This is a genomic window from Paenibacillus riograndensis SBR5, from assembly GCF_000981585.1.
In the GTDB taxonomy this organism is placed as follows: Bacteria; Bacillota; Bacilli; order Paenibacillales; family Paenibacillaceae; genus Paenibacillus_AQ; species Paenibacillus_AQ riograndensis.
The window spans coordinates 2588050-2613691 of the sequence record NZ_LN831776.1; the positions used below are offsets into that span (position 1 = coordinate 2588050).

The following is a 25642-nucleotide window of genomic DNA, read 5'->3' on the forward strand; positions in this document are numbered from 1 at the left end:
AATGGGGGTTGTTTGGATGCGGCCGAATATTCTAATTATTGATGATGATGAAAAAATTATTTCCATGCTGCGCCGGGGTCTTGCTTTTGAGGGCTATGACGTAAAAACGGCCACGAACGGAGCCGATGGCTTGCGCGCTGTACTGAACAGTGATCCGGATGTCGTTGTCCTGGATGTGATGATGCCGCAGGTGGACGGATTCGAGGTCTGCCGGCGTCTGCGCGAAGGGGGAAGCACGGTTCCGGTTCTCATGCTTACGGCCAAGGATGAAATTGAGCATCGGGTAAAAGGTCTGGATCTCGGAGCGGACGATTATCTGGTGAAGCCGTTTGCGCTGGAGGAGCTTCTGGCCCGTGTGCGTGCGCTGCTGCGCCGCAAAAGCGAGCAGGGCGGAGGAAGCTCCGACCAGGCCGTCTCCTACGAGGATATTACGCTGGATGTGGACTCGCGGGAGGTCACCCGCGGCGGCAAACGTCTGGAGCTGACAGCGAAGGAGTTCGAGCTGCTGCATTTATTTATGCAGAATCCGAAGCGCGTGCTGTCCCGTGATCTGATCATGGATAAAATCTGGGGTTATGATTACAGCGGAGAATCCAATGTGCTTGAAGTATATATTGCCATGCTTCGCCAGAAAACCGAGGAGCACGGCGGCAAAAGACTGATTCAGACGATCCGGGGAGCCGGTTACATCCTAAGAGGTGACTAATATGTCGATACGATTGCGGCTGACTGCTTGGTATTCAGGGATTCTGGCCGTTATGCTGCTGGCCTTATCAGCCGCAATTTACGGATTTGTGTATTTTAATACTTATGGTGATATAAAGGACCGGCTCAAAAATCAGGCAAGCCAGATAGTACTGCAACCTGTTACGTATTTAGACGGGTCTTCAAATATATTCGTAGGCGGAAATCTTGAAGGACAAAACCTGTTTGCGCAGATGTATATTTATGATATTGACAAGATTATTCCCAATAATAATATGAAGACATTCAATTTGCGGTTTAATGTTCCGGAGCAGGAGACTATTGTAAGCCAGCAGGGCTTTGTCCGGGCAAGCTATGATGGAAATCCATTTCTAATCTATCAGAGGCCGGTCGATATTCCGGGTTACGACGGTAACCCTGCTGCAGTACTGCAAATGGCTGCCTATACAGGTGAACAGGACCGGTTAATGCTAAGGCTGAAGAACATCCTGATCGTCGGCTCCTTCGCCACTCTGATCGCGGCATTCACCTTCGGCCTGTTCCTGGCCCGCAAGGCGATGAGCCCGATCGGCAAGGTTATTGAAGCGGCCAACGGAATTCAGACGGGAACCGACCTCAGCTCGCGGATTGTATATGATGGACCGCAGGATGAGATTGGACGGCTGATTCAGACCGTCAACAGCATGCTTGGGCGGATGGAAGGCTTTTATACAGAGCTTGAGGATTCTTATGCCACTCAGCGCCGCTTTGTGTCCGATGCTTCGCATGAGCTGCGGACACCGCTTACAACCATCCGCGGGAATATTGATCTGCTGCAAAAAATATGGGAAATGAACCCTGATGAGAGCCGGATGACAGAAGCGGAGATCCGCCAGCTCTCGATTGAATCGGTCAAGGATATCGCCGATGAATCCAAACGCATGAGCCGCCTGGTGTCTGATATGCTGTCGCTCGCCCGGGCCGATACCGGCCGGACGTTTGATATTGAACCGGTAGCCCTGGAGCCGATGATGACCGAAGTGGCCCGCAGAGCGTCCTTCCTGCCGCGGCAGGCGGAATGGTCCGTAGGAAATCTCGGACATTTGAACGGCAAATATATTGTTGGCAACAAGGATTATCTGCAGCAAATGTTATTTATTTTTATTGATAATGCCTTCAAATACACTCCTTCCGGTGAGGTTGCGATGGACGCTGTGTTTTATCAGAACCAGGTGGGAATCCGCATCTCCGATACCGGCATCGGAATGGATAAGGACGAGGTTCCGCATATCTTTGACCGTTTTTACCGCGCTGATGAATCGAGAGGAATTACGGAAGGAATCGGCCTCGGGCTGTCGATTGCCAAGTGGATTATTGATGAGCATGGAGGTTCGGTCGAGGTGGTTACGCGCCAGGGCGAGGGGACGACTTTTGTCATCTGGCTACCGCTTCTCTTTGCTCCGCCGCTGGAATAGGGTATAATTAGGCAGGTCCTATTACAGCAGTCTACGACAGCAGAAAGCCGGTGAATTCATGGAAGTCATCAAAATTTCTCCCCGGGGTTATTGCTATGGCGTCGTCGATGCCATGGTGATGGCCCGGCAGGCCGCGCAAAATCTTGATTTGCCCCGGCCGATTTATATACTGGGCATGATTGTGCACAACAGCCATGTTACCAACTCGTTTGAGGACGATGGAATTATTACGCTGGACGGCCACAACCGTCTTGATATTTTGGATAAAGTGGACAGCGGTACGGTGATTTTTACCGCCCATGGCGTATCGCCGGAGGTTCGCCGTCTGGCCCGGGCCAAAGGACTGACCACAGTCGATGCCACCTGCCCGGATGTAACGAAGACACATGACCTTATCAAGGAAAAGGTCGCCGAAGGCTGCGAGATTATCTATATCGGCAAGAAAGGCCATCCGGAGCCTGAGGGCGCCGTGGGGATTGCGCCTGAGCATGTTCATCTGATCGAGAAGGAAGAGGAAATTGCCGGATTGTCCATTCCCTCTTCGCGGATCGTCATTACGAACCAGACTACCATGAGCCAGTGGGATATCAAGCATATTATGAAGAAGCTGCTGGAAGCTTTCCCCGGTGCAGAGGTGCATAACGAGATTTGCATGGCTACCCAAGTGCGCCAGGAAGCGGTCGCGGAGCAGGCCGGTCAGTGTGATCTGGTCATTGTTGTCGGCGATCCGCGCAGCAACAACTCGAACCGTCTGGCCCAGGTGTCGGAGGAAATTGCCGGTGTGCCTGCACACCGTATTGCCGATCTGTCGGAGCTGAAGACGGAATGGCTGCAGGGAATTACCAAGGTCGGGGTAACCTCCGGGGCATCTACGCCTACGCCGATTACCAAGGAAGTCATCAGCTACCTGGAGCAGTACGATCCCGCCCTCCCTGAGACCTGGGAGATCAAGCGTACCGTGAACATGTCGAAGCTGCTGCCTCCAGTGAAGAACAAGAGCGCAAGCACTACCTGATCAGATTTTCCATGCGGACTTATACCTTAAGTAGAAAGCACGCGCCTTCCGGTTTTTGGGAGCTGCGTGCTTTTTTTGCTATGGCGGAATCCGGAAATGTACCCTGAAGTTACCTGAGGGAATTAGAGGGAAAACAGAGAGGCGCCGCCATAATATGGACATAAAGCAGACAATACGGCTGATTTCGGATTGACTAATACGGGTGAATGAGTTAAAATTACTTTAGCGCTTAAAAGCGTACACGCGTCGTAGCGAAATAGTGTTTTTGTTGTATTTATAGCCGATTTAAGAATATTTGTCCAAAAAGGGGAGCTATCATATGATCGTCATTACATCCAATCAAACACCGCAGGAGCAGGTTAACGAAATTATCGCTGTTATTGAAAAGGAAGGCCTGCAGGTCCATCTCTCGCGCGGTGCGGATCATACGGTGATTGGTCTGGTGGGCGGAGTCACTCCAAAGCTGGCCGAGCATCTGCGGCAGATGAAAGGCGTGGAGAACGTAGTGAAGATCTCCAAGTCTTACAAACTCGCGAGCCGTGACTTCCACCCGGAGGATACGGTTATTGATATCCGCGGTGTAAAAATCGGCGGCGAGAATCTGGTGATCATGGGCGGGCCCTGCGCCGTGGAATCCCCTGAACAGATCGATGAGATTGCCCGTCTGGTCAAGGCTTCCGGCGGCCAGGTGCTGCGCGGCGGAGCCTTCAAGCCGCGGACGGGTCCTTACAGCTTCCAGGGTGTAGGCGTGGAAGGCCTCACGATGATGGCGGAAGCGGGTAAACGCCATGGCCTCTTGACGATCACGGAGGTAATGACACCGGAGTATGTTGATATTTGTGCGGAGCATGCGGATATTCTTCAGGTCGGCACACGCAATATGCAGAACTTTGACCTGCTGCGCAAGCTGGGCACCTGCGGGCGGCCTGTGCTGCTGAAGCGCGGCTTCAGCGCGACTTACGATGAGCTGCTGAATGCGGCGGAATACATTCTGGCCGGAGGCAACCGCGATGTCATGCTCTGCGAACGCGGAATCCGAACATTCGAAACATACACACGCAATACGCTTGACCTGTCAGCAATTCCTGTGCTTCAGAACCTGAGCCACCTTCCAGTCATTTCCGATCCAAGTCATGGCACAGGCCGGCGTGAGCTGGTTGAGCCGATGGCCAAGGCTTCGGTTGCGGCGGGAGCCAATGGTCTGATTATCGAGATGCATACCGACCCGGACAACTCCATGACGGGAGATGGCGTGCAGTCTCTGTTCCCTGAGCAGTTTGATAAGCTTCTGAGAGATCTGGAGAAGCTGGCACCGCTTGTCGGGCGCAGATTCTCCAATTCGCTTGAGGCAGCTCCCGCCCTTTAAGAGCTGCGGCAAGCAAGGCATCCGGGCAGTCCTCCGTCCCTTTTTTGGGCAGTCCTCCATCCCGCTTCCGGACGGGAAAGAGGACTGTTTTTTTGTATGCCGGAGTGAGCATAACAGGCGGTTGCACAAGGTGTGCATTTTTCACCAAAGCGTCAGAATATCTTACATTGTTGCAAGAAATACCTGACATAAGCATTGACGATGTTAGGTTTGGGATTTATAATGACGACAGCAAAAAAATTAAAAACAAGAACATTTGATACTGTGAGCGGCCTAATGTTCGGAACTTGGGGAGGAATTAATTCATGTCGGTTGAAAAAGTGTTGCAGACGATCAAAGAGAACAATATCGAATGGGTGGATTTTCGTTTTGTAGATTTGGGTGGACGTGCTCACCATATCTCACTTCCAGCTTCTGCTGTTGATGAAGAAACATTTGTGAACGGTGTTGCATTTGACGGTTCTTCCATTACAGGTTTCCGTGGGATTGAAGAATCAGACATGGTTATGATGCCCGATCCTGGCACTATATACATCGATCCTTTTACAGCTCATCCAACGCTTAACATCATGTGCGACATTTTCACACCTGATGGCGAACGTTACGAGCGCGACCCGCGTGGTATCGCAGTAAAAGCAGAAGAGTTCCTGCAAGCAAGCGGTGTAGGTACAGCAGCATTCTTCGCACCTGAGTCCGAGTTCTTCATCTTTGATGATGTGCGTTATGAGAGCGGAATGAACAGCTCCTCCTACTTCGTAGATTCCGAAGAAGCGGTATGGAACACCAACCGCAAAGACGAAGGCGGCAACCTGGCATTCAAAGTAGGCGTTAAAGGCGGCTACGTGCCGGTAGCACCAGTGGATTCCCAACAGGATATCCGTAGCGAAATGTGCCGTTTGCTTAGTGAAGCAGGCCTCGAAATCGAACGCCATCACCATGAAGTGGCAACTGCAGGCCAGGCGGAAATCAACTTCCGTTTTGACACGCTGAAGAAAACAGCCGACAATCTCCTGACTTACAAATATATTGTGCAAAACACTGCACGCCAATACGGCAAAGTGGCAACCTTCATGCCAAAACCGCTGTTCGGCGACAATGGCAGCGGTATGCACGTTCACCAATCCATTTTTAACGGCGATTCCCCTTTGTTCTACGAAAAAGGCGCTTATGCCAACCTGAGTGAAATGGCTTTGAACTACATTGGCGGTATCCTGTATCATGCTCCGGCACTGATCGCACTGACCAACCCAAGCACGAACTCGTTCAAACGTCTGGTTCCTGGCTACGAAGCACCGGTTAACCTGGTATTCTCCAAAGGTAACCGCTCCGCTGCAGTTCGTATCCCGGTAGCTGCTGTGACACCTAAGGGCTGTCGCATTGAGTTCCGCACACCGGACTCCACTGCCAACCCTTACCTGGCATTCTCCGCAATGCTGATGGCAGGTCTGGATGGAATCAAGAAGAAGATCAACCCTGTTGAATTGGGTTATGGTCCTCTGGACAAGAACATCTACGAATTGGCCGATGAAGACAAAGAGAAAATCCGCAGCGTTCCAGGCACACTGGAAGAAGCGCTGGATTCCTTGGAAGCTGACTACGAATTCCTTACAGAGGGCGGCGTATTCACTAAGGACTTCATCGATAACTACATCGCTCTGAAACGTTCCGAAGCTCAAGCGGTTGCCATTCGTGTTCATCCGCATGAATATTCCCTGTACTTTGATGTATAAGATCGCTTAATCATCCGAATAAATCTAGAGGCCTCCGGGAAACCGGGGGCTTCTTTTTTTGTGCTGTGTTTTGTGCTGTGTGCCTTTCTCCGGGCTTTGCAGCGGTACAGTGGTACCTTTGTGAAGGATGAAGTTGAAGGGCGCTGTGAAGGAGCCAGCGGCCTCTGGGATTCGTCTGGCAGAGGCAAGGAGCTTCTGCTTTGGTATCTATGCATTGTTCAGTAAAATCTTGAACTTGAAAAAGTTGGAAGCGAACTTCAGCGGGTGAATTAGACGCCGATGCAGACGCGGGCGCGGATGCGGGCGCCGATGCGGATGCTACCGATGCCGATGCCGATACCAGTGCGAATCTCTTTTCAATTAGGTCAGAACTCGCATTCTATCCTGAAATAACGATGTCCGAGCCGGGTACATTGTTATGGAAGCCTCGTATTTGGCGAAGCCGAATTGAGGGCACATCTCCGAAATTTCATCGTCTGAAGTGAAGTGCCGCAAAAAAGCGACATGGATATCTATTGCATTATGTGCAGCAGATGATCCGTAAATCGATCAAAAAACTCAATCTACTGTATTTTGTACATTAGAAATCCCTAGAATAGCTGATTTTGACTCAAAATCCGTAAAACTATTGCACGAAATACAATAGAATGTGAATTAGCGCAGAGAACTAATAATTCTATTGCACGAAATACAGCAGAATGTGAATTGGCGCAGCGCACTAGTTATTATAGAAGAAAATATATCTGGATCTTACGAAAAAGTTTCGGCAACATACTGCAATAATGACTGAGATTTCAGTTTTTCAAATTGGAGAGCGCTTTCCTTTTTGCGGATAAACTATTTTAGAAGTGAAAATTATAAGGAAATAATCATTTTCTATGCTGAATTTGGATATTTACGAAAGTGGTTTCGTTGAAATTACACCTTAGAATCAGCTTTTATTAGCGTTTGGTTTGCTATGAAATCGGCTTGTTCCAAGGTTTTTTTGTTTTCCCTTACGGTGCTTCAGAAAAATCTTTACAAAAAAATGCAACGGTGTAATAATAAAAACCGAAACCGGTTTCTGTTATGTTTTGACGTAACGGTCTGCCGTTTTAACTTGCTTAGGTTAACCTCAATATAGTTTGCCTATGAGCAATAGAGTATGAGCAATAGAGTATGAACAGTAAAGTGCGAACAGTAAAGTATGAGTAATGGAGTAATGAGCAAGGGGATATGAGCAATAAAATAGGAGCAATAGAGAGGATGAACACAATGAATCAGTCGAAAACAGGATGGGTTTTTACCGGAAGCAACGGGGATTTCCGTCTTAAGCAGCCTGACCGGAGCAGTTTTTTATATTTTCCTCTGGTCAATGAGGGGGGAATGATGTCTTCTGTCAGTCCGAAGCTCCATGGTCAAGTCACTTCAGGCCATAATACATTTCTTACTCCGCCCTTGTCTGTGGAAGATCTGCATAACTCCCGGGCCTCCCGCAACTTCTGGGTGTATGTGGACGGCAAAGGGGCCTGGTCGGCAGCAGGGAACTCCGCCCGGCAAAATGCCGGTATGTATGGTGAAGAGGCTGAAGATTCAGAACTGGAGGCGGGTTTGCTGTGGCACCGTGTAACCCGTGAGAGCCGGGAGTTTGGCATCAAGGCGGAAATCACCAGTTTTGTACCCGCAGGCAACGATAAGGTAGAGCTTATGAAGGTTGTGCTTACCAATATCTCTGCTGAGGAATTGACTGTGACGCCTACAGCAGCGGTTCCGCTCTATGCGCGTTCAGCAGATGATCTGCGGGACCACCGGCATGTCACCTCGCTGCTGAACCGGATCTATACCTCTGCGCATGGGGTTGAAGTGCAGCCGGCGCTATCCTTCGATGAGCGCGGACACCGGGTGAATCACACCTCATATGGTGTGTTTGGGGCCGCAGAAGGCGGCGGGAAGCCAACCGGTTTCTTTCCGGTACAGGAGAAATTCATTGGTGAAGGCGGAAGTCTGGATTGGCCGGAAGCGGTAGTTTTGAACCGGGAACCGCAAACCGGCGCAGGCGGCGGTGTACATAGGGAAGGTTATGAGGCGCTTGGCGGACTGCGGTTTGCTGCGGCAGCTTTGCAGCCGGGCCACAGCATTTCATATGTGCTTGTGCTGGCGATCGGTGATGAAAGAATCGATGTTGCTGCGCTGATGGACAAATACGGTTCTGTCAGAGCTTTTGACGCCATGCTCCGGGAGAACAAATCGTTCTGGGCCGACAAGGTGAACACAGTGGAATTTCATACTAGTGACCCGGTGGCGGACCAATGGATGAAATGGGTTACCCTGCAGCCGGTGCTGCGCAGACTGTATGGCAATTCCTTTTTGCCGTACCATGACTACGGCCGTGGCGGCCGCGGCTGGCGGGACCTTTGGCAGGACTGCCTGGCGCTGCTGATCATGGAACCGGGAGATGTGCGCAGTCTGCTGCTGAATAACTATGCCGGGGTCCGAATCGACGGCAGCAATGCGACGATTATCGGCCAGCAGCCGGGCGAGTTCATCGCCGACCGCAACAATATTCCGCGCGTGTGGATGGACCACGGGGCGTGGCCGTTCCTCACCACCATGCTGTATCTGGACCGGAGCGGGGATCTGGACTTTCTGCTTGAGCAGCAGAGCTACTTCCGGGATTCCTTTATGGCCCGCTGCCGGGAGCGGGACGCTTCCTGGGATGCGTCCGCAGGCAGCACTCTGCAAACAGCGGACGGAGCGTCTTATACGGGAACCATTCTGGAGCATATTCTGCTGCAAAACCTTGTTCCGTTCTTCAACGTAGGGGAACACAACAATATTCTGCTGGAAGGCGCAGACTGGAATGACGGTCTGGATATGGCGTCACAGCGTGGTGAAAGTGTCACCTTCACCTCTTTCTATGCCAGCAATCTGCTGGACCTCTCCCGGCTGCTGCGCATACTGAAAGAGCGCAAAGGGCTTGAAACGCTGGAACTGGCGGAAGAAATGACGCTGCTGCTGGATTCATTACATGATGCTGTGGATTATGAGTCCGTAGCCGCCAAGCGGGGACTGCTGGACCGTTATTATGCTGCTGCACCGAACAAGGTAAGCGGCGTCCGTTCGGAGCTTACGCTGGACAGGATAGCGGATGATCTGGCCCGGAAGGCCGAGTGGCTTGTTGATCATTTGCGCCGGAACGAGTGGATACAGGGCAATCAGGGAGACGGCTGGTTCAACGGCTATTACAATAATGACGGGGAACGTGTGGAAGGAGAAGCCGGCGGCAACATCCGGATGACGCTGACAGGCCAAGTGTTTCCGCTCCTCGGCCATGCTGCCGCTCCTGAGCAGATTCCGCAGATCATCGCAGCGGTGGAGCGTAATCTGTATGATGGGAAAATCGGGTACCGGCTGAATACGGATTTTGGCGGCATCCAGCAGAATTTGGGCCGCGCATTCGGGTTTGCCTTTGGTCATAAAGAGAATGGGGCTATGTTCAGCCATATGACCGTGATGTACGGAAATGCACTGTATAAGCGCGGTTATGTAAAAGAAGGGCGCAAGGTGCTGGATTCACTGTACAGCCTGAGCGTAAACTTCGAGCTCAGCCGGATGTATCCCGGCATTCCGGAGTACATTAATGAGCAAGGCAGAGGCATGTATACGTATCTGACCGGCTCGGCGAGCTGGCTGCTGCTGACCATGGTTACCGAAGTATTCGGGGTCAAAGGAAAACTCGGGGATCTCTTGCTTCAGCCTAAGCTGATGAAAGACCAGTTTGACCAGGACGGGAAAGCATCGATACGGACCATTTTTGCGGAGCGCGGGCTGGACGTTGTCTACACCGCTGCAAGCGGCGCTGAGTACGGAGACTACCAGATCCATTCCGTTACGCTGAACGGCGCTGAGGTGACGCTTCAGCGCGTCTCAGAGGGTGTTTTGATTCCCCGCAGCGTGCTGGCCGCCTTGCCGGAAGAAGGGTTCCATCTCCTGCAGGTGGTGCTGGCATAGCAGCTGAAATATCATGAGGGGAGCGCCAGCTTAGCCGGATTTACGGCGGCGGGCGCTTTTTCACTGGACTTGAAACCATTGTCATGATATGAGATGCTTTCCGGCAGAATGAATGGTTTAATAAGTGAGGGTTGAATAAATACTGCTATATAAAGTGAACCTGAAAAACGAACAAAAGGGAAAAGGGATGGAGGGGAAGTTTGGAACTGTAGGAGCGAATGCGTCCGCCTTTGTCTGCGGATTTCCACCGCGAACAGCGGTACAAATCAAGAAATCTGCAGACAACAGCGGCCGGAAGTCCAAACATTCTCCGTAGTCCCGACGAAGTCCCTAATGTAAAGATCTTAAGTTCACTCTATATAGATATGGAAAGGAAGGATTGAAAATGGCTTACAGTCTCTCAAACGGCATACTTCAAATAGATATAGCGGATGTCGGAGAGTACAGCGGTACCCGTTTTGACTGGACCGGATTTATTACAGGGGTGACTTTGCTTGAGGGAGGGCATACATACTGTGTGCCGGAAAGCCTGGTTCCAGGTCATGGCAGCGGAGGGATGGGGCTGTGCAATGAGTTCGGCATTTCCCGGGCAATTGGCTATGAGGAAGCAGCGGCCGGGGAGTGGTTCCCAAAGCTGGGAGTTGGGCTGCTTCAGAAGGTAAGCGATGAGCCCTATGACTTTTTCGGAAACTATCCGCTTATTCCGTTCAAAATTGAAGAGGAGCGCAGTGCACAGTCGGTCACCTATACGGTTCAGCCGATGGAGTGCCGCGGATACAGCATACGATTAACTAAAAAGATTACGCTGCTCGAAGACCGGCTGAATATTTCCTACTTGCTTGAGAACATGGGCGACAAGCCGCTGCATACAGAAGAATACATTCATAACTTTGTAGGGATTAACGGTGCAAGCGTCGGCCCGGACTATGAACTGGGAATCCCAGCCGGACTAAGGGTGGAAGACCCCGAATCGTTTTATACAGCGGATCTGCTGGCGGTATCCGGCAATTCCCTCACATGGAAGGCGGAGCCTGAACGGCCGTTTTACTGCAAGCTGGGCATCTGGAATAAAATGGATGATGGGTGTTTTTGGGAGCTGCGGCATAAGCCAAGCGGAGCCGGTGTGAGGGAGAGCGGGGATTTTGCCGCAGAGCGGATGGCGCTGTGGGGAGAAAAACATGTAATTTCTCCCGAGGTTTTTGTGAACATCAGCATTTTACCGCGTCACAGCAAGCATTGGAGCCGCAGCTATCAGTTTTTTACCTTGTGAAGGACCCCGATCTTACCTCTTATGTGAATAATTATACTTGCTGGTGTGTGTGATTACTGCTATCATATCGATATCCATATTCATAGGAGAGAAAGGGTGGGGAGCAATTTTGAGCAAGAGAGCATACAATTTTAATGCAGGTCCGGCGGCATTGCCGCTGACAGTACTTGAACGCGCACAGGCGGAGTTTGTCGATTTCCGGGAAAGCGGAATGTCCATTATGGAGATGTCGCACCGTGGGGCAATATACGAATCCGTGCATAATGAAGCGCAGGAACGTCTGCTTTCGCTCCTCGGCAATCCTCAAGGCTACAAGGTTCTGTTCATTCAAGGCGGAGCAAGCACACAGTTCGCCATGATCCCGATGAACTTTGTCACTGAAGGCAAGGTCGGCAGCTATGTCATGACGGGAAGCTGGGCAGAGAAGGCATTTAAGGAAGCGAAGCTGGTTGGAGGCGCACATGCCGCAGCATCTTCCGAAGACAAGAAGTTCCTGGCCATTCCCGAGCTGAGCAGCATCAAGGCTGCGGACAATGCGGCATATCTGCATGTTACCTCGAATGAGACTATCGAAGGAACACAATTTGCGGAGTATCCGGATGCCGGTTCCATTCCGCTGATCGCGGATATGTCCAGCGACATTCTCAGCCGTTCCTTTGATGTGAATCAATTCGAGCTGATCTATGCCGGGGCGCAGAAGAATCTGGGACCTTCCGGTGTTACTGTCGTGATTGTCAAGGAAGAGCTGATCGCCAAGTCGCCTTCCAATATTCCGACGATTCTGCGTTACGATACGCATCTGAAGAACAACTCTCTGTACAATACGCCGCCATCCTTCTCTGTATATATGGTTAACGAAGTGTTAAAATGGATTGAGGAGCAAGGCGGACTGGCCGGCATTGAAGTTAAGAACCGCGACAAAGCAGCTCTGCTGTATGATCATATCGATGGCAGCGGCGGTTTCTACCGCGGAGTTGCGGAAGCAGGCAGCCGTTCCATTATGAACGTGACCTTCCGGATGCAGTCGGAAGAGCTGGAGAAGCAATTTGTCAAAGCAGCCGAGCAGGAAGGTTTTGTGGGGCTGAAGGGCCATCGCAGTGTGGGAGGCTTGCGTGCTTCCATCTACAATGCGGTCCCTTATGAGAGCATTAAGGCGCTGTCTGATTTCATGAAGCATTTCCAGCAAACTCAAGGTTAATGAATGCAAATTTCGAGCCTTCCGCCTGTTGGCGGAAGGTTTTCTGTAAATTTAAGGCTTTATATGCTGACCGCCATGCCTCCTACAACATCAACGGGCTGAATAGCCTGCAGAGAGGAAGTTCACTACATTATGGCATTACACATTGTGCTGGTGGAACCGGAGATTCCGGCCAACACCGGCAATATCGCCCGCACCTGTGCAGCAACAGGCACCCATCTTCATCTGGTCCGCCCGCTGGGCTTCCGTACAGACGATGCTACACTGAAGCGTGCCGGTCTGGATTATTGGCATGCCGTACACATTGAATATCATGATTCCTTTGGGGAAGTGCTGGAAAAGTATGCGGAAGGCCGGTTCTTCTATGCAACAACGAAGGCGGACAAGCGCTATACCGATTTCACGTTCCGGGATGGGGATTTTTTTGTTTTTGGCAAAGAAACCAAGGGCTTGTCCGCTGAAATTCTCGAAGCCGGCAAAGAAACTGTAATGCGCATGCCGATGAGTGAGGCGGTTAGGTCCCTGAACTTATCCAACTCTGCGGCAATTATTGTGTATGAAGCGCTCCGGCAGCTGAATTTCCCGCAACTATTCTAAAAGTAAACATATTTTTTTAATTTCTTCAGCAGGATTCGACATTTAGGTAACGAAATAGAAGAATAGTGCCGAAATAAGTAGTAGATACTAATTTTTTGTTGAACAGGAGAGTGTAAGTTAAATATGAAACCTGCTGGCGTAGTTCGAAAAGTAGATCAGCTGGGTAGAATTGTTCTGCCTAAGTCCCTGCGTAAAAGATACCAAATGAATGAAGGTGATCCTGTAGAAATTCTGGTGCAGGGCGATCATATCATTCTTGAGCGTTACCGTCCGAAATGTGTTTTTTGCGGATCGATGGAAGGCGTAAGCGAATATAAAGACCGTTATATTTGTGCGGACTGCCTGACTGAAATGACCCAATTGTCAAGACACGCCTAATCAGATCAGATCAGGTTTTCCAAGAGAACGTGCGCAAGTGGCAATTGTACATAGGAAAGGCAACAAACCTGCGCCCTCTTGGCGGATTACCGATTCCAGACTTTTGTACGAAAAGTGGGCTGCAGCCAAGCGGCGACTGCTGTGCCATAGGGCGGTAACCATTCACTTAAGGGAAGAAGGATGAACAGCTATGTGAGCCTTTACATCCTTCTACTGCCCAGAACAAAGAGCGCCGCACATTTGTGTGGCGCTCTTTGTTTGAAATATAAGGGTGGGCTTAGTTACTGTCTGCGGCTTCTACAGGCCCTTGGTCTGGTCATCGTTGTACGCAGCGGTAAGGATACCAGCCAGAAACAACAGGAACACAAGGGAGATAATCCAAAAGGTAAGGGAAAACGACATGCGTGCACCTCCATGAGTGACTGTATTCGTTTCCCTGATTATACCCCGAGGTCTTCCAAAAATAAATGAAAATGTGATTTACCGCATAGACTATACATAATGATTATTTAAAAAAGAGAAAATTGGTAGGGACCTTGCGCAGATTCCCATCTGAAGGCTTATTGATGACCCGTCCGTTGAAAATCAAAGAGGAGGACCCGCCGCCATCCAGATTGTATGCGTCAATGACGCCCATATTCGACAGTTTGTTCTGAAGCTCTTCCAGAGTTGCCCCGGAGTTGCCGTTTTCGTTATATCCGTCTGCCACCATTACCAGCAGCTGATCGTCTTTGTACTTGCCGATCACCGTACGGGGAGCACGCTTCGGGGACAGCTGCCATTTGGCCGGGATGGGCACTTTGACGCTGTTCTTCAGCAGGACCGGCACAAAGGTGGCTCCGAAAACCGGCTGCAGCTGGTCCAGCTGTGTCCGGCTGTAGAATTTACCGCCGATCAGCTGGCCGGAAGCGTTCAGACCAACGAAGCTGAGATCCTTGTAGGTGGATTCGAAGCCATACAGATACTCCCCGCCGATAACGGTTGTGGAGAGCGGGTAGCGCTTGCCGGCCCTGTCGGCGAACCCGCCTGCATTGATGCCGGCAGTTGCGCCGTAGCGGTTCGCGGCCTGCAGCGTCGTTTCGGCTCCGCCTTTGCCGTCTCCAGCCAGACTCATTTTCATGGCGGACGGGTCCTTCAATTTTATTTTCATTGCGTAAGCTGTATAATTGCCGGGATTTAGCCGGTAGAGTTCAATGGTTATCCGGTCGCTTCTCGCGACATCGGCGGGAATGCCCAATCTGGAGCTGATCCGGCGGTTATAGATCAGTTCCGGACGCGCGGCCTGGGTCTTCGCCATTTGGACCAGCGCATTCATGGCATTGGTCGTCTGATTGTACAGCTTCGCGCTGGCACTGATGGAATGGATGGTGTAAGAGGCCGCGGCCTGGGCTGTAGTAAGCGCACTCTGCAGCTCAGCTGTCTCCTTGATCGGTCCGGGCTCCGCAGCGAATTGCCCAACATCCAAATTCAGATCAAGCGGCGGCTGGTACCACCATAGGCAGAGCAGCAGGCCAAGAAACGGCGCGGTCAGCAGCATAAAAAAACGGTTGACTCGTTTAACCGGCGTCATCATTTCAGCAGATCCATTTCTTTTTGCAGCGCTGCCAGCTGTTTGCGGACCTCGTTCAGTTGGGTGTACAGCTTGTTGCTGTTATCTGTTTTGTTGCTGGCATTATCTTTGGTAAAGGTAAGAAGTTCGTTAAAGGTGTCCACGGTGCTCTGCAATTCCTTGACTTGCTGGGAGAGGACGCCAATTCGCGACTCGTAATCGGTCTTCAAAACGGTAAGCTGCTGCTGGCTCTGGGTGCTAAGCGAGCTTAGCACTTGCTCCTTAAGATGGTTGGTGTAGCTGTACACGGCGTAAAAGCCGAGCCCGATCATCACTATCCAGAACAGTAAAAACCATTTTACGGAAGATCCGTTTCTCGCTGAAGTGCGGCGCGAGTGTACCGGTGTCGATTCCGCTAGCGGTTGCATTTAATATCACCTCAGGCAAATTTTTTTCAAGTTCTCATTCTATCAGACTTTTATAATATTCGCAAAAGTGAAAAGACTTATATCAACGTGAAAAATTAATTGCGCTCTATTTAACTACTACGATACAATTTCTATAGATTGGAAGTTCTGATGGACGTATTCAAGGGAAAAGAAGGCAAAATTGACAAGTCATCCTGAGCCTTGCATGCGTACTGACAGGAAACGCTATAGCGCTTCCCTTTCTGGGTAAATACATAGATAGCAGGAGGTCTGGGCATTAATGATGAAGGTGTGGCGGGTGATCATCGTGGGATGTCATCCCACAAGTATGCTGGGTACAAAATTGATTCTGGAGGAAAGCAAGGAGATTGAGGTGGTGGGGATGTTCTCCAACTGGAGCGAGGGCGTCCACACGGTACAGCAACAGCAGCCAGATCTGGTGCTGACGGATTATCAGATGCCGGAAGGCAATGTCGAGGGTGCGCTGGTAGAGATGAAGCAAAGCTCAAAAAGCACCCATTTCATCATTATGACCGAGGAAGAGGACAAGGAGCTGTTCCAGCCGCTCATCGAGCTTGGGGCCAGCGGTGTGCTCTCCAAGGGAGCATCTCCGCGTCAGCTGCTGCAGATGATCAGCGGGCTACGTGAAGGTTTTTTGTCCATTCCGCTGGAATGGGCCCAAGACGGTTTCCGTCCGGTTGCTTCGTCGCGCGGGCTGGATGGGGTACTGCAGTTGACCCAGACCGAAATGTTCATTATGGAACGGATCGTTCAGGGAATTACATACGATAAAATCGCTCTAGAAATCGAAGTCAGCCGCCGTTCCATCGATAATTATCTGCGGAAGATTTATGTGAAGCTGGAGGTGTCTACAAGAGCGCAAGCGATTGAAAAGTTCGCGCTTTTCTCCAGACAAAACAAGCAAATGTACGCATAGCCCCAGCATAACGACATAATGCAGCCTGTAAAGGAATATTCTTGGTACCAGGGAGAAGGGGGGATCATATGAAATATGAGTTTTCTGCCCGCGCACATACATTGCACTCTTCAACGCTGCTGAGCATACGTACAGAGACGCGCAGGGGGACGCTGATTTCACTGGCTGAAGAGCTGCCGGCCGAAGAATTGTTTCCATTGTCTCTACTGGCTGAAACGGCTTCCACAGTGATCTCGGCAGACGCCGGGGCGCTGCAATATGGTGATCCTGAGGGGTATGGGCCTCTTCGCGAATGGCTGACCGGGGACTGGCTGAAGGCCAAAGGGGTGGCGGTTGCCGCAGGCGGGGTTCTGCTGACAACGGGAAGTCAACAAGCGATAGATCTGTTGTCCAGGGTCTATATTGATCCCGGAGACCGTGTGCTGGTGGAGAATCCGACTTCTCCGGGTATTCTGCAGGCCTTGCGGATGCAGGGTGCCGTGATTATTCCGGTCAAGGGCGATCAGGACGGTCTGCTGCCGGAGCATCTGCGTACCCAGATCCGCCTGCACCGGCCCAAGATGCTGTTTGCTACGCCGAGCTTCACGAATCCGAGCGGAATTCTCTGGAGTCTGGCCAGACGCAAGGAAGTGCTGGAGCTGTGTACCACGCACAATCTGCTGATTGTCGAGGATGACTCTTATGGCGATCTGCATTTTCAAAGGTACACGGAGCATCCTTCCGTGAAGTATCCGTCTCTGTATGCGCTGGAGAATGTCAGCGAGGGCGGACATGTGCTCTACATTGGCTCCTTCAGCAAAACGGTCGCACCTGCGCTGCGGACGGGCTGGGCGGCGGGCAGCCGTGAGCTGATCGGGATGATGGCTGCCGCGAAGCAGATGGCCGATTGGCAATCCAGCTCACTCAACCAGCGGCTGCTGCATCATCTGCTGGATGTGACGGCCTTTGATCTGCGTGAGCATATCGCGCTCCTCAACCGGGAGTACAATACCCGGCTGAAGCTGATGGCAGAGCTTCTGAAGCGCCCGGCCTGGAAGAGCAGCAGCTATTGTCTGCCGGCTGGCGGCATGTTCCTGTGGGTAACGCTGCCGGAGGGCCTGGATGCGATGGCGCTGCTGAAGGCCTCGCTGGCCAAGGGCGTGGCATTTTTGCCCGGCCCGCTGTGCAGTGTGAGCGGAGGAAGCGGACGCATCCGCCTTAACTTCAGCCATCCGGGCAGGGATGAGCTGCTGCTGGGCATGAATCTGATGAGCGAGGCCGTGACGGAGTTTACGGCACGGAGCTGAGCGTGGCGCTTTTTGTTAAAGCCCTGAAAAGGGCTTTTTTCTCGTTGGATAGTGGATAGGGAACTATATAGTGTAAAAAAGTGTGGATATCTTGGAGGCCTCAGAGGATATAAGCGATGCAGGAGGGTTGGGCTCCACAGGAGGATTGAGCTCCATCCGCGGACGGAAGCGGACTGAGGGGACCTTATTTTGCCAAAAACCTTACTTTTTCAGCAGTTACGGACTCAGGAGCCGTTATATCGTTCGATGGAGCCTGGAATAAAGGGGAAAGGGACAAATAGAGGCATCTCAGTCCGTCCCGCGGAATGGACGAATCTTCGTTCAATAACGGCTTTCCAGTCCGCAACGGCTGCGGATCGATCGTGAAGGAAGCTCATCGTGTCCGCAGAAGGACCCACACCATAATCATACGGCCCACAATCCATGTCCAAACTGACTTCTGGGCGGGCGTTGTGCATGTGGCATAACAATATGAGCTCTAACAAGCCAAAGGATGCTAAGCCTGCCTGTCATACAACGATCCGTCGTCAGCATGCCCCGTTGATTTTGGAGCGGCGGGGGATCCTTGCGGCCGTAAACTCTGTGTTGTTATTCACTCGCCAGGGTAATTTTGTTAATACACCGGTAACTATAATTACTTCTTCATAGTGGATAAATTATGCGGGAAGATGGGGATAAACACCTTTGGACGAATTTGTAACGAATAACGGCAGAAATGCCGTTGTTGAAGCGCCGAAGGCTGGTTTGACCATAAATAACGGCAGAAATACCGTTGTTAGAGTGGGGAAGGCCAGTTTGGCCATATCCCGAAAACTATAAAGCTGAGGAATCAGCCGCTCTAGATTTCCTCATACCGACTAGCGCTTGCTCCCCGGCTTCTTCACAAACGCTAGTTGGAAAAAGGGAGCTTATTTTTCCCAGAATTCAATAATCTTGAGATTTAAATGGAAAAAGTAAACTTATTTGAGCTATATTCTTCATCCAATGGTGAAATGAGCTGGATTAGTTGACCTTTTTCCACTTAGCCTGCGGGGAAAAGGTAGTGTGGAGCCAATTAGTGATACTTTTTCCACTTAACCTGTGAAGAACGACCAGTGACGATCCACTTAGTTAACCTTTTTCCACTAGATCGACGGGGAGTCTCCGGTGATAAGGCTGTAGGTGGTGCAGGAGCAAATGGGATCAATCTATTGTAGAGTCAAACGGACAGAGCAGGCGCCATTTTACGAATAAGTCTAGTTTTATTGAAGATTCAGACTCAGAATCCGCTATAACGTTTATTTTAACTTAAAATGGGGGGATTGGCTGAATAACATCTGTGTTCGCTTGGACTCTGGGACTCGCATGATCCGTCTGAATACGGGATCTCCTGTCCGCATCATTTGCGGCTAGAATTTCAGTAAGTCTGCTGAACAGAATAAGGCGGGGGAATCTACTTCCCCCAAAGGAAGGCGGCCTTCGCGAGGACCGCCTTTTTTGTGTGGCCTGCTCCGGGTTAGCGGGCGGTATATTTTATGACAAATCGAAGAACAATGCCTTGATTTTCACACAGGCTGCGGGGATTGGACGGTTCGGGGCGTCTAAAAGAAACAGAGGGACTGGTGCAAAATGGAAAGCAGAAAGCAGAAAGCAGAAAGCAGAATACACAGCCAAGGAGATGCAAGTGATGGAGAACGTGCTGGAGTGCAGCAACCTGACTAAAAGGTATGGTAAAAAGGTGGCCCTGGACAATCTGAATCTCACCCTGCCGAAGGGGAGGATTGTAGGATTGCTGGGTCCGAATGGGGCGGGGAAAACTACGCTGATGAAGCTGATTGTATCCTTGCTGCGCGATTACCGGGGGTCTATTACCGTCTGCGGACGACGGCCCGGCCTGGATACCAAAAAGATCGTGTCTTATTTGCCTGACCGTGAATTTCTTTATCCCTGGATGACTATAGAGGAGTGTATCGCGTTCTTTCGGAACTCCTTCGCCGACTTTCAACTGGATATGGCTTACGCCATGATTGAAGAGCTTGGCCTGGACCCCAATGAGAAGGTGAAGAATTTGTCCAAGGGAATGCAGGAGCGAGTGAGTATTTCTCTCGTCTTTGCGCGCAAAGCGAAGTTGTATGTTCTGGACGAGCCGCTGGCAGCTGTGGACCCTTCGACAAGGGACAAGATCATGCGGATCATCCTTGAGCATTTTGACCCGGAAAGCTCCATACTGCTCAGTACACATCTCATTCATGATGTCGAAAGCCTGTTTACGGATATAGCGGTTGTTAATGAAGGCCGGGTGCAGCTGTACGGAGGAATAGGGGAGCTGCAGCGGGATTACGGGATGCCTATCGAGGAGATTTTTAAACAGCTGGTCGGATGATTTCAAATATAAGGGAGAGAGCTTCATGGTTCAACTTAACCAATTCAAACTGGAATGCCGGAAACATTGCGCCGTCTTCGCGGCATTTACCGGAATCAGCGTGCTTACGAATCTGTATTTTTTGTTCAGCCAGGATCAGGATCTGTCCTTTGTCTTTCTTCTGGTGAACATGGTGATCGGCATTCTGCTGCCTGTATACATCTATCTGGATTATTACCGCGAGTTTTTTACCGGCACCATGCCGATTAATCATCTGCTGCCCCTTAGAACCTCGGCATTGTTCGGTGTGAAGTCGGCGGTTTTTATGCTGGGGCTTATCCTTGTGTGGCTCCCCTCTTTGCTTGATGTGTTTGTGAATCCGGTAGGCCTGTATCACCAGCGGATCATGCATTCGGACAACCCGGCTCTAAGCATCGCTTATCTGGTGCTGTCCAAGCTATGCAGCATTCCTGCCGGTCTGGCCGTGATGGGACTGGCGCTTGCCGCTGCCAAAAGACTGCGCAAACCGTTGCTCAGCCATCTCTGCATAGCTCTTGTAATGGTCCTGGTGGTCGGCATTCAATTTGCGCTGGTGGTCCGGAACAGCTGGCACTGGAGCATCGGAACGTCCGCAGCGGAGACCTTCAAGCAATATGCGAACCTGCTTACGGTCAGCCCGGTCAGCCGGGTCCAGCCCGCCGATATCAACGAGTCGATTCAATGGTCCTCGGTGGGCATGAACCTTCTGGTAGCACTGGTTGCGGGAGCCATCGGCCGTTATTTGTTCAATTCCCGGAAGTATGAAATCCTCGGGAAATAAGCGCAACGGGCTAAGATTGTAACGGGAAGGCTGTGAACAAAAAAGTGTGAATGCTATTAAAACGCAGCAGCCTACAGCTTGCCCGCGCTGATCTCCGCGATTGCGGCGTATTCGATCAGCGCCGCGGTTCCGGCGGCCGTGAGCGTGTAGCGGCCGCGCCCCACCCGGAAGAACCACCCGTAGTAGTTCTTCTGCAGGAACGCGGCGGCGCCGGGCACGCCGCTTCGCTTGCGCAGCTCGGCGGGGGTCACGCCGCGCGCTGCCTCCGCCCGGCCGGGCGCAGCCGCCGGGCCCCCGGCAGACGCAGCAGCGCCGGCCGCTGCTGCGTCTGCCCCTGGCGCGCCGCTCCGCGCAGCGCGCCTTCCGGCCGCCTCGGCGGCTTCGGCCTCGGCCGCCTGCAGCGCGAGGGCCACGCGCAGCGCCTTCTCGCGGTAGGCCGTCACGAGCTTGACGCGTGTGCTGCCGCCGGTGTTGTAGTCCCCGCTGCGCTCGCGGAACTCATAGAGCAGGCGCTCGCGCCGTCTTGCGCCGCTGCGGACCTGCGGCGGCGCGTCGCCCGGCTCCGCGAGTACCTCGACGAGCGGGGCCTTGGTCTTGTAGAAGACTACGGTGACCAGCCCGAGGCCGAGGCGGCGGCACAGCCCGGTAAGCTCGCCCCAGCGCTGGTTCACCGCGCCTTTTTTGTCCCGCACGCGTTCTACCGCGAGGTAGACGTTCGGGCTGAGCCGCAGCCGTTCAACCCCCTGCAGCAGCAGGGCGAGGTTGAACGATTTTTTCATCTCCACAATCAGCGGCTGCTCTTCATTCCCCCGCAGGCCCACCAGATCGCAGGTCCGCACCTCGCCTTTGATATCATAGCCCTGCTTCTCAAAAAAACTCTTCAAAGGAGCATACAGCTCCGTTTCATGCTTAACCGCCATGGTTGTCACTCCTGCGCCCTATTTTTAAGGTATATGCATTTTCCTGGTTTTTTTAGCGTTGCTCTATTATAGCACAGCAAAAAAGAGGTCAACTATTCCAGGCTCACCGCATAGTTATGTAATACACTTTCTAAGCTGGTGGAGCAAGTAGGAGCGCAAGAGGAGGCAGCGAGCAATGGATATATTTGAGCGTATAGCTTCGTATCGGGCTGAGAACGACCGTTTGGCGTGGAGCGGCACCTTCAAGGAGTATATAGAACTGCTGAAAAAAGACCCCTCTCCCGCGAAAACGGCTCATTCCCGCGTATACGACATGATCAAGTCACACGGCGTAGAGGACATCAACGGCCGCAAAAGGTATAAGTTTTTTGAGCAGGAGATATTTGGACTTGACCGTGCAGTAGAAAAGCTGGTGGAGGAGTATTTCCATTCCGCCGCCCGGCGGCTGGATGTGCGCAAACGGATATTGCTGCTGATGGGACCGGTCAGCGGGGGCAAATCGACACTGGTTACTTTGCTGAAGCGCGGGCTGGAGCAGTATTCGCGGACGGATGAAGGAGCGGTCTATGCCATAGAAGGCTGCCCGATGCATGAGGACCCGCTGCATTTGATTCCGCTGGAGCTGCGCCCGGAGATTGAGCGGGAGCTGGGGGTCCGCATCGAAGGCAATTTGTGCCCTTCCTGCCAGATGCGGCTCAAAAATGAATATCACGGCGACATCGAACAGGTAAAAGTGGTACGTGTGCTGTTGTCGGAGGAGGAGCGTGTCGGGATCGGGACCTTCAGTCCGTCCGATCCGAAGTCGCAGGATATCGCCGATCTGACGGGCAGCATCGATTTTTCGACCATTACCGAATTCGGCTCGGAATCCGATCCGCGCGCCTACCGCTTCGACGGGGAGCTGAACAAGGCCAACCGCGGGCTGATGGAGTTCCAGGAAATGCTCAAGTGCGACGAGAAATTCCTCTGGAACCTGCTGTCACTGACCCAGGAAGGGAACTTCAAGGCCGGCCGGTTTGCGCTGATCTCTGCAGATGAAATGATTATTGCCCATACCAATGAAACAGAGTATAAATCCTTCATCTCCAATAAAAAGAATGAAGCACTCCAGTCCCGCATGATTGTCATGCCGGTCCCCTATAATCTGAGAGTGTCCGAAGAGGAAAAAATCTACGCCAAGCTCATCGCCCAAAGCGACATGAAGCATGTGCATATTGCCCCGCATGCGCTGCGGGCCGCAGCGATATTCTCTATCCTGACCCGGCTTAAGGAGAGCAAGAAGCAGGGCATGGATCTGATCAAAAAGCTGCGCATGTACGACGGCGAAGAGGTTGAAGGCTACAAGGAAGCGGATCTCAAGGAAATGCAGACGGAATATCTGGACGAAGGCATGTCCGGGATCGATCCGCGTTATGTCATCAACCGGATTTCCAGTGCGCTGATCAAAAACGACCTGAAATGCATGAATGCGCTGGATGTGCTGCGGGCGATCAAGGACGGCCTGGACCAGCATCCTTCGATTACGAAGGAAGAGCGCGAGCGTTATCTGAACTTCATTTCCATTGCCCGCAAGGAATACGATATTCTGGCCAAAAGCGAAGTGCAAAAGGCTTTTGTCTACTCTTTTGAGGAATCCGCCAAGACACTGTTCGAGAACTATCTCGACAACATCGAAGCTTTCTGCAACTGGACCAAAATCCGCGATCCGCTGACGGATGAGGAAATGGAGCCGGATGAGCGGCTGATGCGTTCGATCGAAGAGCAGATAGGCATTTCCGAGAATGCCAAAAAAGCCTTCCGCGAAGAGATTCTGATCCGGATTTCCGCCTACTCCCGCAAAGGTAAAAAGTTCGAATACAACAACCATGACCGGCTGAGGGAAGCCATTGAGAAAAAGCTGTTTGCTGACCTGAAGGATATCGTCAAAATCACCACCTCCTCCAAAACGCCGGATGAAAGCCAGCTCAAGCGTATTAACGAAGTCTCCAGACGCCTGATTGACGAACACGGCTACTGCCCGATCTGCGCCAATGAGCTGCTGAAATATGTCGGAAGCCTGTTGAACCGCTGAGGTTATCAGAAAAAATTGCACGGACTGCCTGCCGGCGGTCCTTTTTCTGGATAGGCTTGTCCCATAACAGGTGTACTCGTATGGATGCGGTGCAGGAGGACGGGGGCTGGCCGCCCCCTCCTGCGCTAAAGAGCCCGTCGCGGATTAATCCTCAGACTGTTCTGCTCCCTTAGACTCCTTATCCTTGCCGCCGATGTTAAAGCCGAACTGCCCATTATATTTGCCTACCTGTCCGGCCACTCCTAAGCCTGCTCCTTGACCGCCGCCGAGCTGCGCCTTGGCCTTGGCGCCGAGGCCATTGTCCCCGCCGAGCTGAAGCCCGGTATTGAAGCCGGCGCCTTGACTTAGGCCCAGGTGGCCTTCTGCACTGGCCTGCAGACCATATTCTCCCCCGAGCTGCGCCCCCGTTTGGAACCCGGCTCCTTGACCGCCGCCGAGCTGTGTTTTTGCCTGAGCTGCCACTCCATACTTGCCTAAGGCCTGGGCTTCGGCATTGATCCCAAGTCCCTGACTGGTGTTCAGATGGGTATTGCCTTGCGCATGTATTCCGTAAGCCGGGGCGCCCATATGGCCGCTGGCATGCATACCCGCGCCGTTATGGGCTAAGCTGCCGCCGGCATCTAAGCCAATGCCGTGTTTTCCGCCCACTTCGCCTCCGGTATTGACGTGAACGCCCTGTCCGCTGCCAACGTTCGCGTTCATATACCCGGTTACAAGTTCTTTTTTGGGGTTTTGGCTGTCTGCCGGGCTGCTTTCTGAACGGACGAGATGGTAGTAGTGAGAATAGGGGAAAGTTGTGTAACGGGGGGAATAAGGATATGCAGGTGAATTAGAATTAGTTTGGCTGTTAAAATATTCGTTCCCTTGGGTCATAGGGGATACCTCCATTATTTAATTAATGATAACAGCCTATTCATAGTAGAGTTGAATTGATACCCTTCTTAAGAAAAACGTATTCGCCGCTACGGCTCCAGCAGTCCCCAATTCCCTCCGTTACTCTTACTTGCTGCTTCTCATCGTTTTTAGATATTGCTCCATTTGCCGCTTATGGTGTTTGTCGTGGGGAATAAAGTCTCTCAGATACCCACGGATACTGAATTTCTTGCCATCTCCGTCCAGATAAATCTTGGTGAATTCTTCATCGCTCAATCCCGCTGTGGACTCCAGGATTTTGGTCCGGTACAGCACGAATTGTCCGATGGCTGCCTGCGTGGTCAGCGATTTGGCATATTCAATGGCGCGGGCGTTGAACTCATCGAAGTTCTGATGCCTGCTGGTCAGGGGCTGGCCATTCTGTATTTTGGCGAAAGCCTCCTCATAAAAATACTTGTCCCACTGCGTAATGTGGCACAGCATTTCTTTTAAGGTCCATTTGCCGGCCGCGACCGGAGTTTCCCAATCTGCGTCTTCCAGGGTAGCGAGGGATTGGATGTAGGGGATTAGAGATTGAAATTCAAACACGAGCTGTTCGTTCGTTTTCGCTGCCATGAAATGACCTCCAGTTCAAATGTATACCCAGATTTTTCTTCTGTATCTTAACTATACCTCATGGAACTTGACTGCAGCCTGTCAGGTTTAGGACAAGGT

Annotated in this window: 20 protein-coding genes; 15 read left to right on the forward strand and 5 right to left on the reverse strand. The window is 51.8% G+C overall.

Annotated features, from left to right (window positions below):
- The first annotated feature begins 16 nt into the window (after nt 1–16).
- The 10 genes from PRIO_RS10450 to PRIO_RS10495 all read left to right on the forward strand — a co-directional run bounded on the left by PRIO_RS10450 (nt 17) and on the right by PRIO_RS10495 (nt 13703).
- On the forward strand, nt 17–706 hold the full coding sequence (locus tag PRIO_RS10450) for a response regulator transcription factor (RefSeq protein WP_020432633.1): 690 nt from the start codon (nt 17–19) through the stop codon (nt 704–706).
- 1 nt (nt 707) lies between these two features.
- The gene (locus PRIO_RS10455; protein WP_020432631.1) at nt 708–2159 is read left to right on the forward strand and encodes a sensor histidine kinase; all 1452 of its coding nucleotides are present in this window, start codon (nt 708–710) and stop codon (nt 2157–2159) included.
- Nucleotides 2160–2217: 58 nt separating this feature from the next.
- A complete protein-coding gene (locus tag PRIO_RS10460; RefSeq protein WP_020432630.1) occupies nt 2218–3174 on the forward strand; it encodes a 4-hydroxy-3-methylbut-2-enyl diphosphate reductase in 957 nt (318 codons plus the stop codon).
- A 319-nt stretch (nt 3175–3493) separates the two neighbouring features.
- Entirely contained in the window at nt 3494–4540 is a 1047-nt protein-coding gene (gene aroF, locus PRIO_RS10465) for a 3-deoxy-7-phosphoheptulonate synthase (RefSeq protein ID WP_039838369.1), read from the forward strand.
- Between the two features lie 305 nt (nt 4541–4845).
- Nucleotides 4846–6270: a type I glutamate--ammonia ligase gene (gene glnA / locus PRIO_RS10470; protein WP_020432627.1), complete on the forward strand. Its 1425-nt coding sequence runs from the start codon at nt 4846–4848 to the stop codon at nt 6268–6270.
- A gap of 1245 nt (nt 6271–7515) precedes the next feature.
- Entirely contained in the window at nt 7516–10260 is a 2745-nt protein-coding gene (locus tag PRIO_RS10475) for a GH36-type glycosyl hydrolase domain-containing protein (protein ID WP_231869858.1), read from the forward strand.
- A 385-nt stretch (nt 10261–10645) separates the two neighbouring features.
- A complete protein-coding gene (locus tag PRIO_RS10480) occupies nt 10646–11530 on the forward strand; it encodes a hypothetical protein (RefSeq protein WP_039787771.1) in 885 nt (294 codons plus the stop codon).
- 109 nt (nt 11531–11639) lie between these two features.
- On the forward strand, nt 11640–12728 hold the full coding sequence (gene serC, locus PRIO_RS10485; RefSeq protein WP_020428035.1) for a 3-phosphoserine/phosphohydroxythreonine transaminase: 1089 nt from the start codon (nt 11640–11642) through the stop codon (nt 12726–12728).
- A gap of 132 nt (nt 12729–12860) precedes the next feature.
- Nucleotides 12861–13325: a tRNA (uridine(34)/cytosine(34)/5-carboxymethylaminomethyluridine(34)-2'-O)-methyltransferase TrmL gene (trmL, locus tag PRIO_RS10490; RefSeq protein ID WP_020428036.1), complete on the forward strand. Its 465-nt coding sequence runs from the start codon at nt 12861–12863 to the stop codon at nt 13323–13325.
- A gap of 123 nt (nt 13326–13448) precedes the next feature.
- Entirely contained in the window at nt 13449–13703 is a 255-nt protein-coding gene (locus PRIO_RS10495) for an AbrB/MazE/SpoVT family DNA-binding domain-containing protein (protein WP_020428037.1), read from the forward strand.
- 505 nt (nt 13704–14208) lie between these two features.
- On the opposite strand, the gene PRIO_RS10500 is transcribed toward PRIO_RS10495, so the two are convergent.
- Together PRIO_RS10500 and PRIO_RS10505 are read right to left on the reverse strand one after the other, a co-directional pair.
- A complete protein-coding gene (locus PRIO_RS10500; protein ID WP_020428039.1) occupies nt 14209–15276 on the reverse strand; it encodes a phosphodiester glycosidase family protein in 1068 nt (355 codons plus the stop codon).
- Nucleotides 15273–15680: a hypothetical protein gene (locus PRIO_RS10505; protein ID WP_020428040.1), complete on the reverse strand. Its 408-nt coding sequence runs from the start codon at nt 15678–15680 to the stop codon at nt 15273–15275. Before PRIO_RS10505 ends, PRIO_RS10500 begins: the two co-directional genes overlap by 4 nt.
- 280 nt (nt 15681–15960) lie before the next feature.
- Between PRIO_RS10505 and PRIO_RS10510 the strand changes: the two genes are divergently transcribed.
- From PRIO_RS10510 to PRIO_RS10525, 4 genes are all read left to right on the forward strand, one after another.
- Nucleotides 15961–16617 (forward strand): response regulator transcription factor, encoded by a 657-nt coding sequence (locus PRIO_RS10510; protein ID WP_020428041.1) that lies wholly within the window; start codon nt 15961–15963, stop codon nt 16615–16617.
- Between the two features lie 68 nt (nt 16618–16685).
- Complete coding sequence (locus PRIO_RS10515) at nt 16686–17903, forward strand: aminotransferase-like domain-containing protein (RefSeq protein WP_020428042.1); 1218 nt, start codon at nt 16686–16688, stop codon at nt 17901–17903.
- Between the two features lie 1666 nt (nt 17904–19569).
- A complete protein-coding gene (locus PRIO_RS10520) occupies nt 19570–20265 on the forward strand; it encodes an ABC transporter ATP-binding protein (protein WP_039790642.1) in 696 nt (231 codons plus the stop codon).
- Between the two features lie 25 nt (nt 20266–20290).
- A complete protein-coding gene (locus PRIO_RS10525; RefSeq protein ID WP_046502224.1) occupies nt 20291–21064 on the forward strand; it encodes a hypothetical protein in 774 nt (257 codons plus the stop codon).
- Nucleotides 21065–21135: 71 nt separating this feature from the next.
- On the opposite strand, the gene PRIO_RS10530 is transcribed toward PRIO_RS10525, so the two are convergent.
- Nucleotides 21136–21984: a DUF2161 family putative PD-(D/E)XK-type phosphodiesterase gene (locus PRIO_RS10530; RefSeq protein ID WP_046502227.1), complete on the reverse strand. Its 849-nt coding sequence runs from the start codon at nt 21982–21984 to the stop codon at nt 21136–21138.
- A 175-nt stretch (nt 21985–22159) separates the two neighbouring features.
- Here PRIO_RS10530 and PRIO_RS10535 point away from each other — a divergent pair, with 175 nt between their 5' ends.
- The gene (locus PRIO_RS10535) at nt 22160–24055 is read left to right on the forward strand and encodes a PrkA family serine protein kinase (RefSeq protein WP_020433725.1); all 1896 of its coding nucleotides are present in this window, start codon (nt 22160–22162) and stop codon (nt 24053–24055) included.
- A 144-nt stretch (nt 24056–24199) separates the two neighbouring features.
- Here PRIO_RS10535 and PRIO_RS33835 read toward each other — a convergent pair whose 3' ends face one another.
- Nucleotides 24200–24757, reverse strand: coding sequence for a hypothetical protein (locus PRIO_RS33835; RefSeq protein WP_167345605.1), 558 nt, complete (start codon nt 24755–24757; stop codon nt 24200–24202).
- Nucleotides 24758–25054: 297 nt separating this feature from the next.
- Nucleotides 25055–25543, reverse strand: a complete 489-nt coding sequence (locus PRIO_RS10545; RefSeq protein ID WP_020433723.1) for a DinB family protein — start codon at nt 25541–25543, stop codon at nt 25055–25057.
- Nucleotides 25544–25642 lie beyond the last annotated feature (99 nt).

Excerpts from the sequence above, each read along its gene's own strand:
- PRIO_RS10530 (WP_046502227.1), bottom strand. The coding sequence starts at position 21,984 with ATGGCGGTTAAGCATGAAACGGAGCTGTATGCTCCTTTGAAGAGTTTT.
- PRIO_RS10525 (WP_046502224.1), top strand. The coding sequence starts at position 20,291 with ATGGTTCAACTTAACCAATTCAAACTGGAATGCCGGAAACATTGCGCC.
- PRIO_RS10505 (WP_020428040.1), bottom strand. The coding sequence starts at position 15,680 with ATGCAACCGCTAGCGGAATCGACACCGGTACACTCGCGCCGCACTTCA.
- PRIO_RS10510 (WP_020428041.1), top strand. The coding sequence starts at position 15,961 with ATGATGAAGGTGTGGCGGGTGATCATCGTGGGATGTCATCCCACAAGT.
- PRIO_RS33835 (WP_167345605.1), bottom strand. The coding sequence starts at position 24,757 with ATGAACGCGAACGTTGGCAGCGGACAGGGCGTTCACGTCAATACCGGA.
- PRIO_RS10535 (WP_020433725.1), top strand. The coding sequence starts at position 22,160 with ATGGATATATTTGAGCGTATAGCTTCGTATCGGGCTGAGAACGACCGT.
- PRIO_RS10475 (WP_231869858.1), top strand. The coding sequence starts at position 7,516 with ATGAACACAATGAATCAGTCGAAAACAGGATGGGTTTTTACCGGAAGC.
- PRIO_RS10460 (WP_020432630.1), top strand. The coding sequence starts at position 2,218 with ATGGAAGTCATCAAAATTTCTCCCCGGGGTTATTGCTATGGCGTCGTC.
- PRIO_RS10495 (WP_020428037.1), top strand. The coding sequence starts at position 13,449 with ATGAAACCTGCTGGCGTAGTTCGAAAAGTAGATCAGCTGGGTAGAATT.
- PRIO_RS10515 (WP_020428042.1), top strand. The coding sequence starts at position 16,686 with ATGAAATATGAGTTTTCTGCCCGCGCACATACATTGCACTCTTCAACG.
- PRIO_RS10520 (WP_039790642.1), top strand. The coding sequence starts at position 19,570 with ATGGAGAACGTGCTGGAGTGCAGCAACCTGACTAAAAGGTATGGTAAA.
- glnA (WP_020432627.1), top strand. The coding sequence starts at position 4,846 with ATGTCGGTTGAAAAAGTGTTGCAGACGATCAAAGAGAACAATATCGAA.
- PRIO_RS10480 (WP_039787771.1), top strand. The coding sequence starts at position 10,646 with ATGGCTTACAGTCTCTCAAACGGCATACTTCAAATAGATATAGCGGAT.
- PRIO_RS10545 (WP_020433723.1), bottom strand. The coding sequence starts at position 25,543 with ATGGCAGCGAAAACGAACGAACAGCTCGTGTTTGAATTTCAATCTCTA.
- PRIO_RS10450 (WP_020432633.1), top strand. The coding sequence starts at position 17 with ATGCGGCCGAATATTCTAATTATTGATGATGATGAAAAAATTATTTCC.
- PRIO_RS10500 (WP_020428039.1), bottom strand. The coding sequence starts at position 15,276 with ATGATGACGCCGGTTAAACGAGTCAACCGTTTTTTTATGCTGCTGACC.
- aroF (WP_039838369.1), top strand. The coding sequence starts at position 3,494 with ATGATCGTCATTACATCCAATCAAACACCGCAGGAGCAGGTTAACGAA.
- trmL (WP_020428036.1), top strand. The coding sequence starts at position 12,861 with ATGGCATTACACATTGTGCTGGTGGAACCGGAGATTCCGGCCAACACC.
- PRIO_RS10455 (WP_020432631.1), top strand. The coding sequence starts at position 708 with ATGTCGATACGATTGCGGCTGACTGCTTGGTATTCAGGGATTCTGGCC.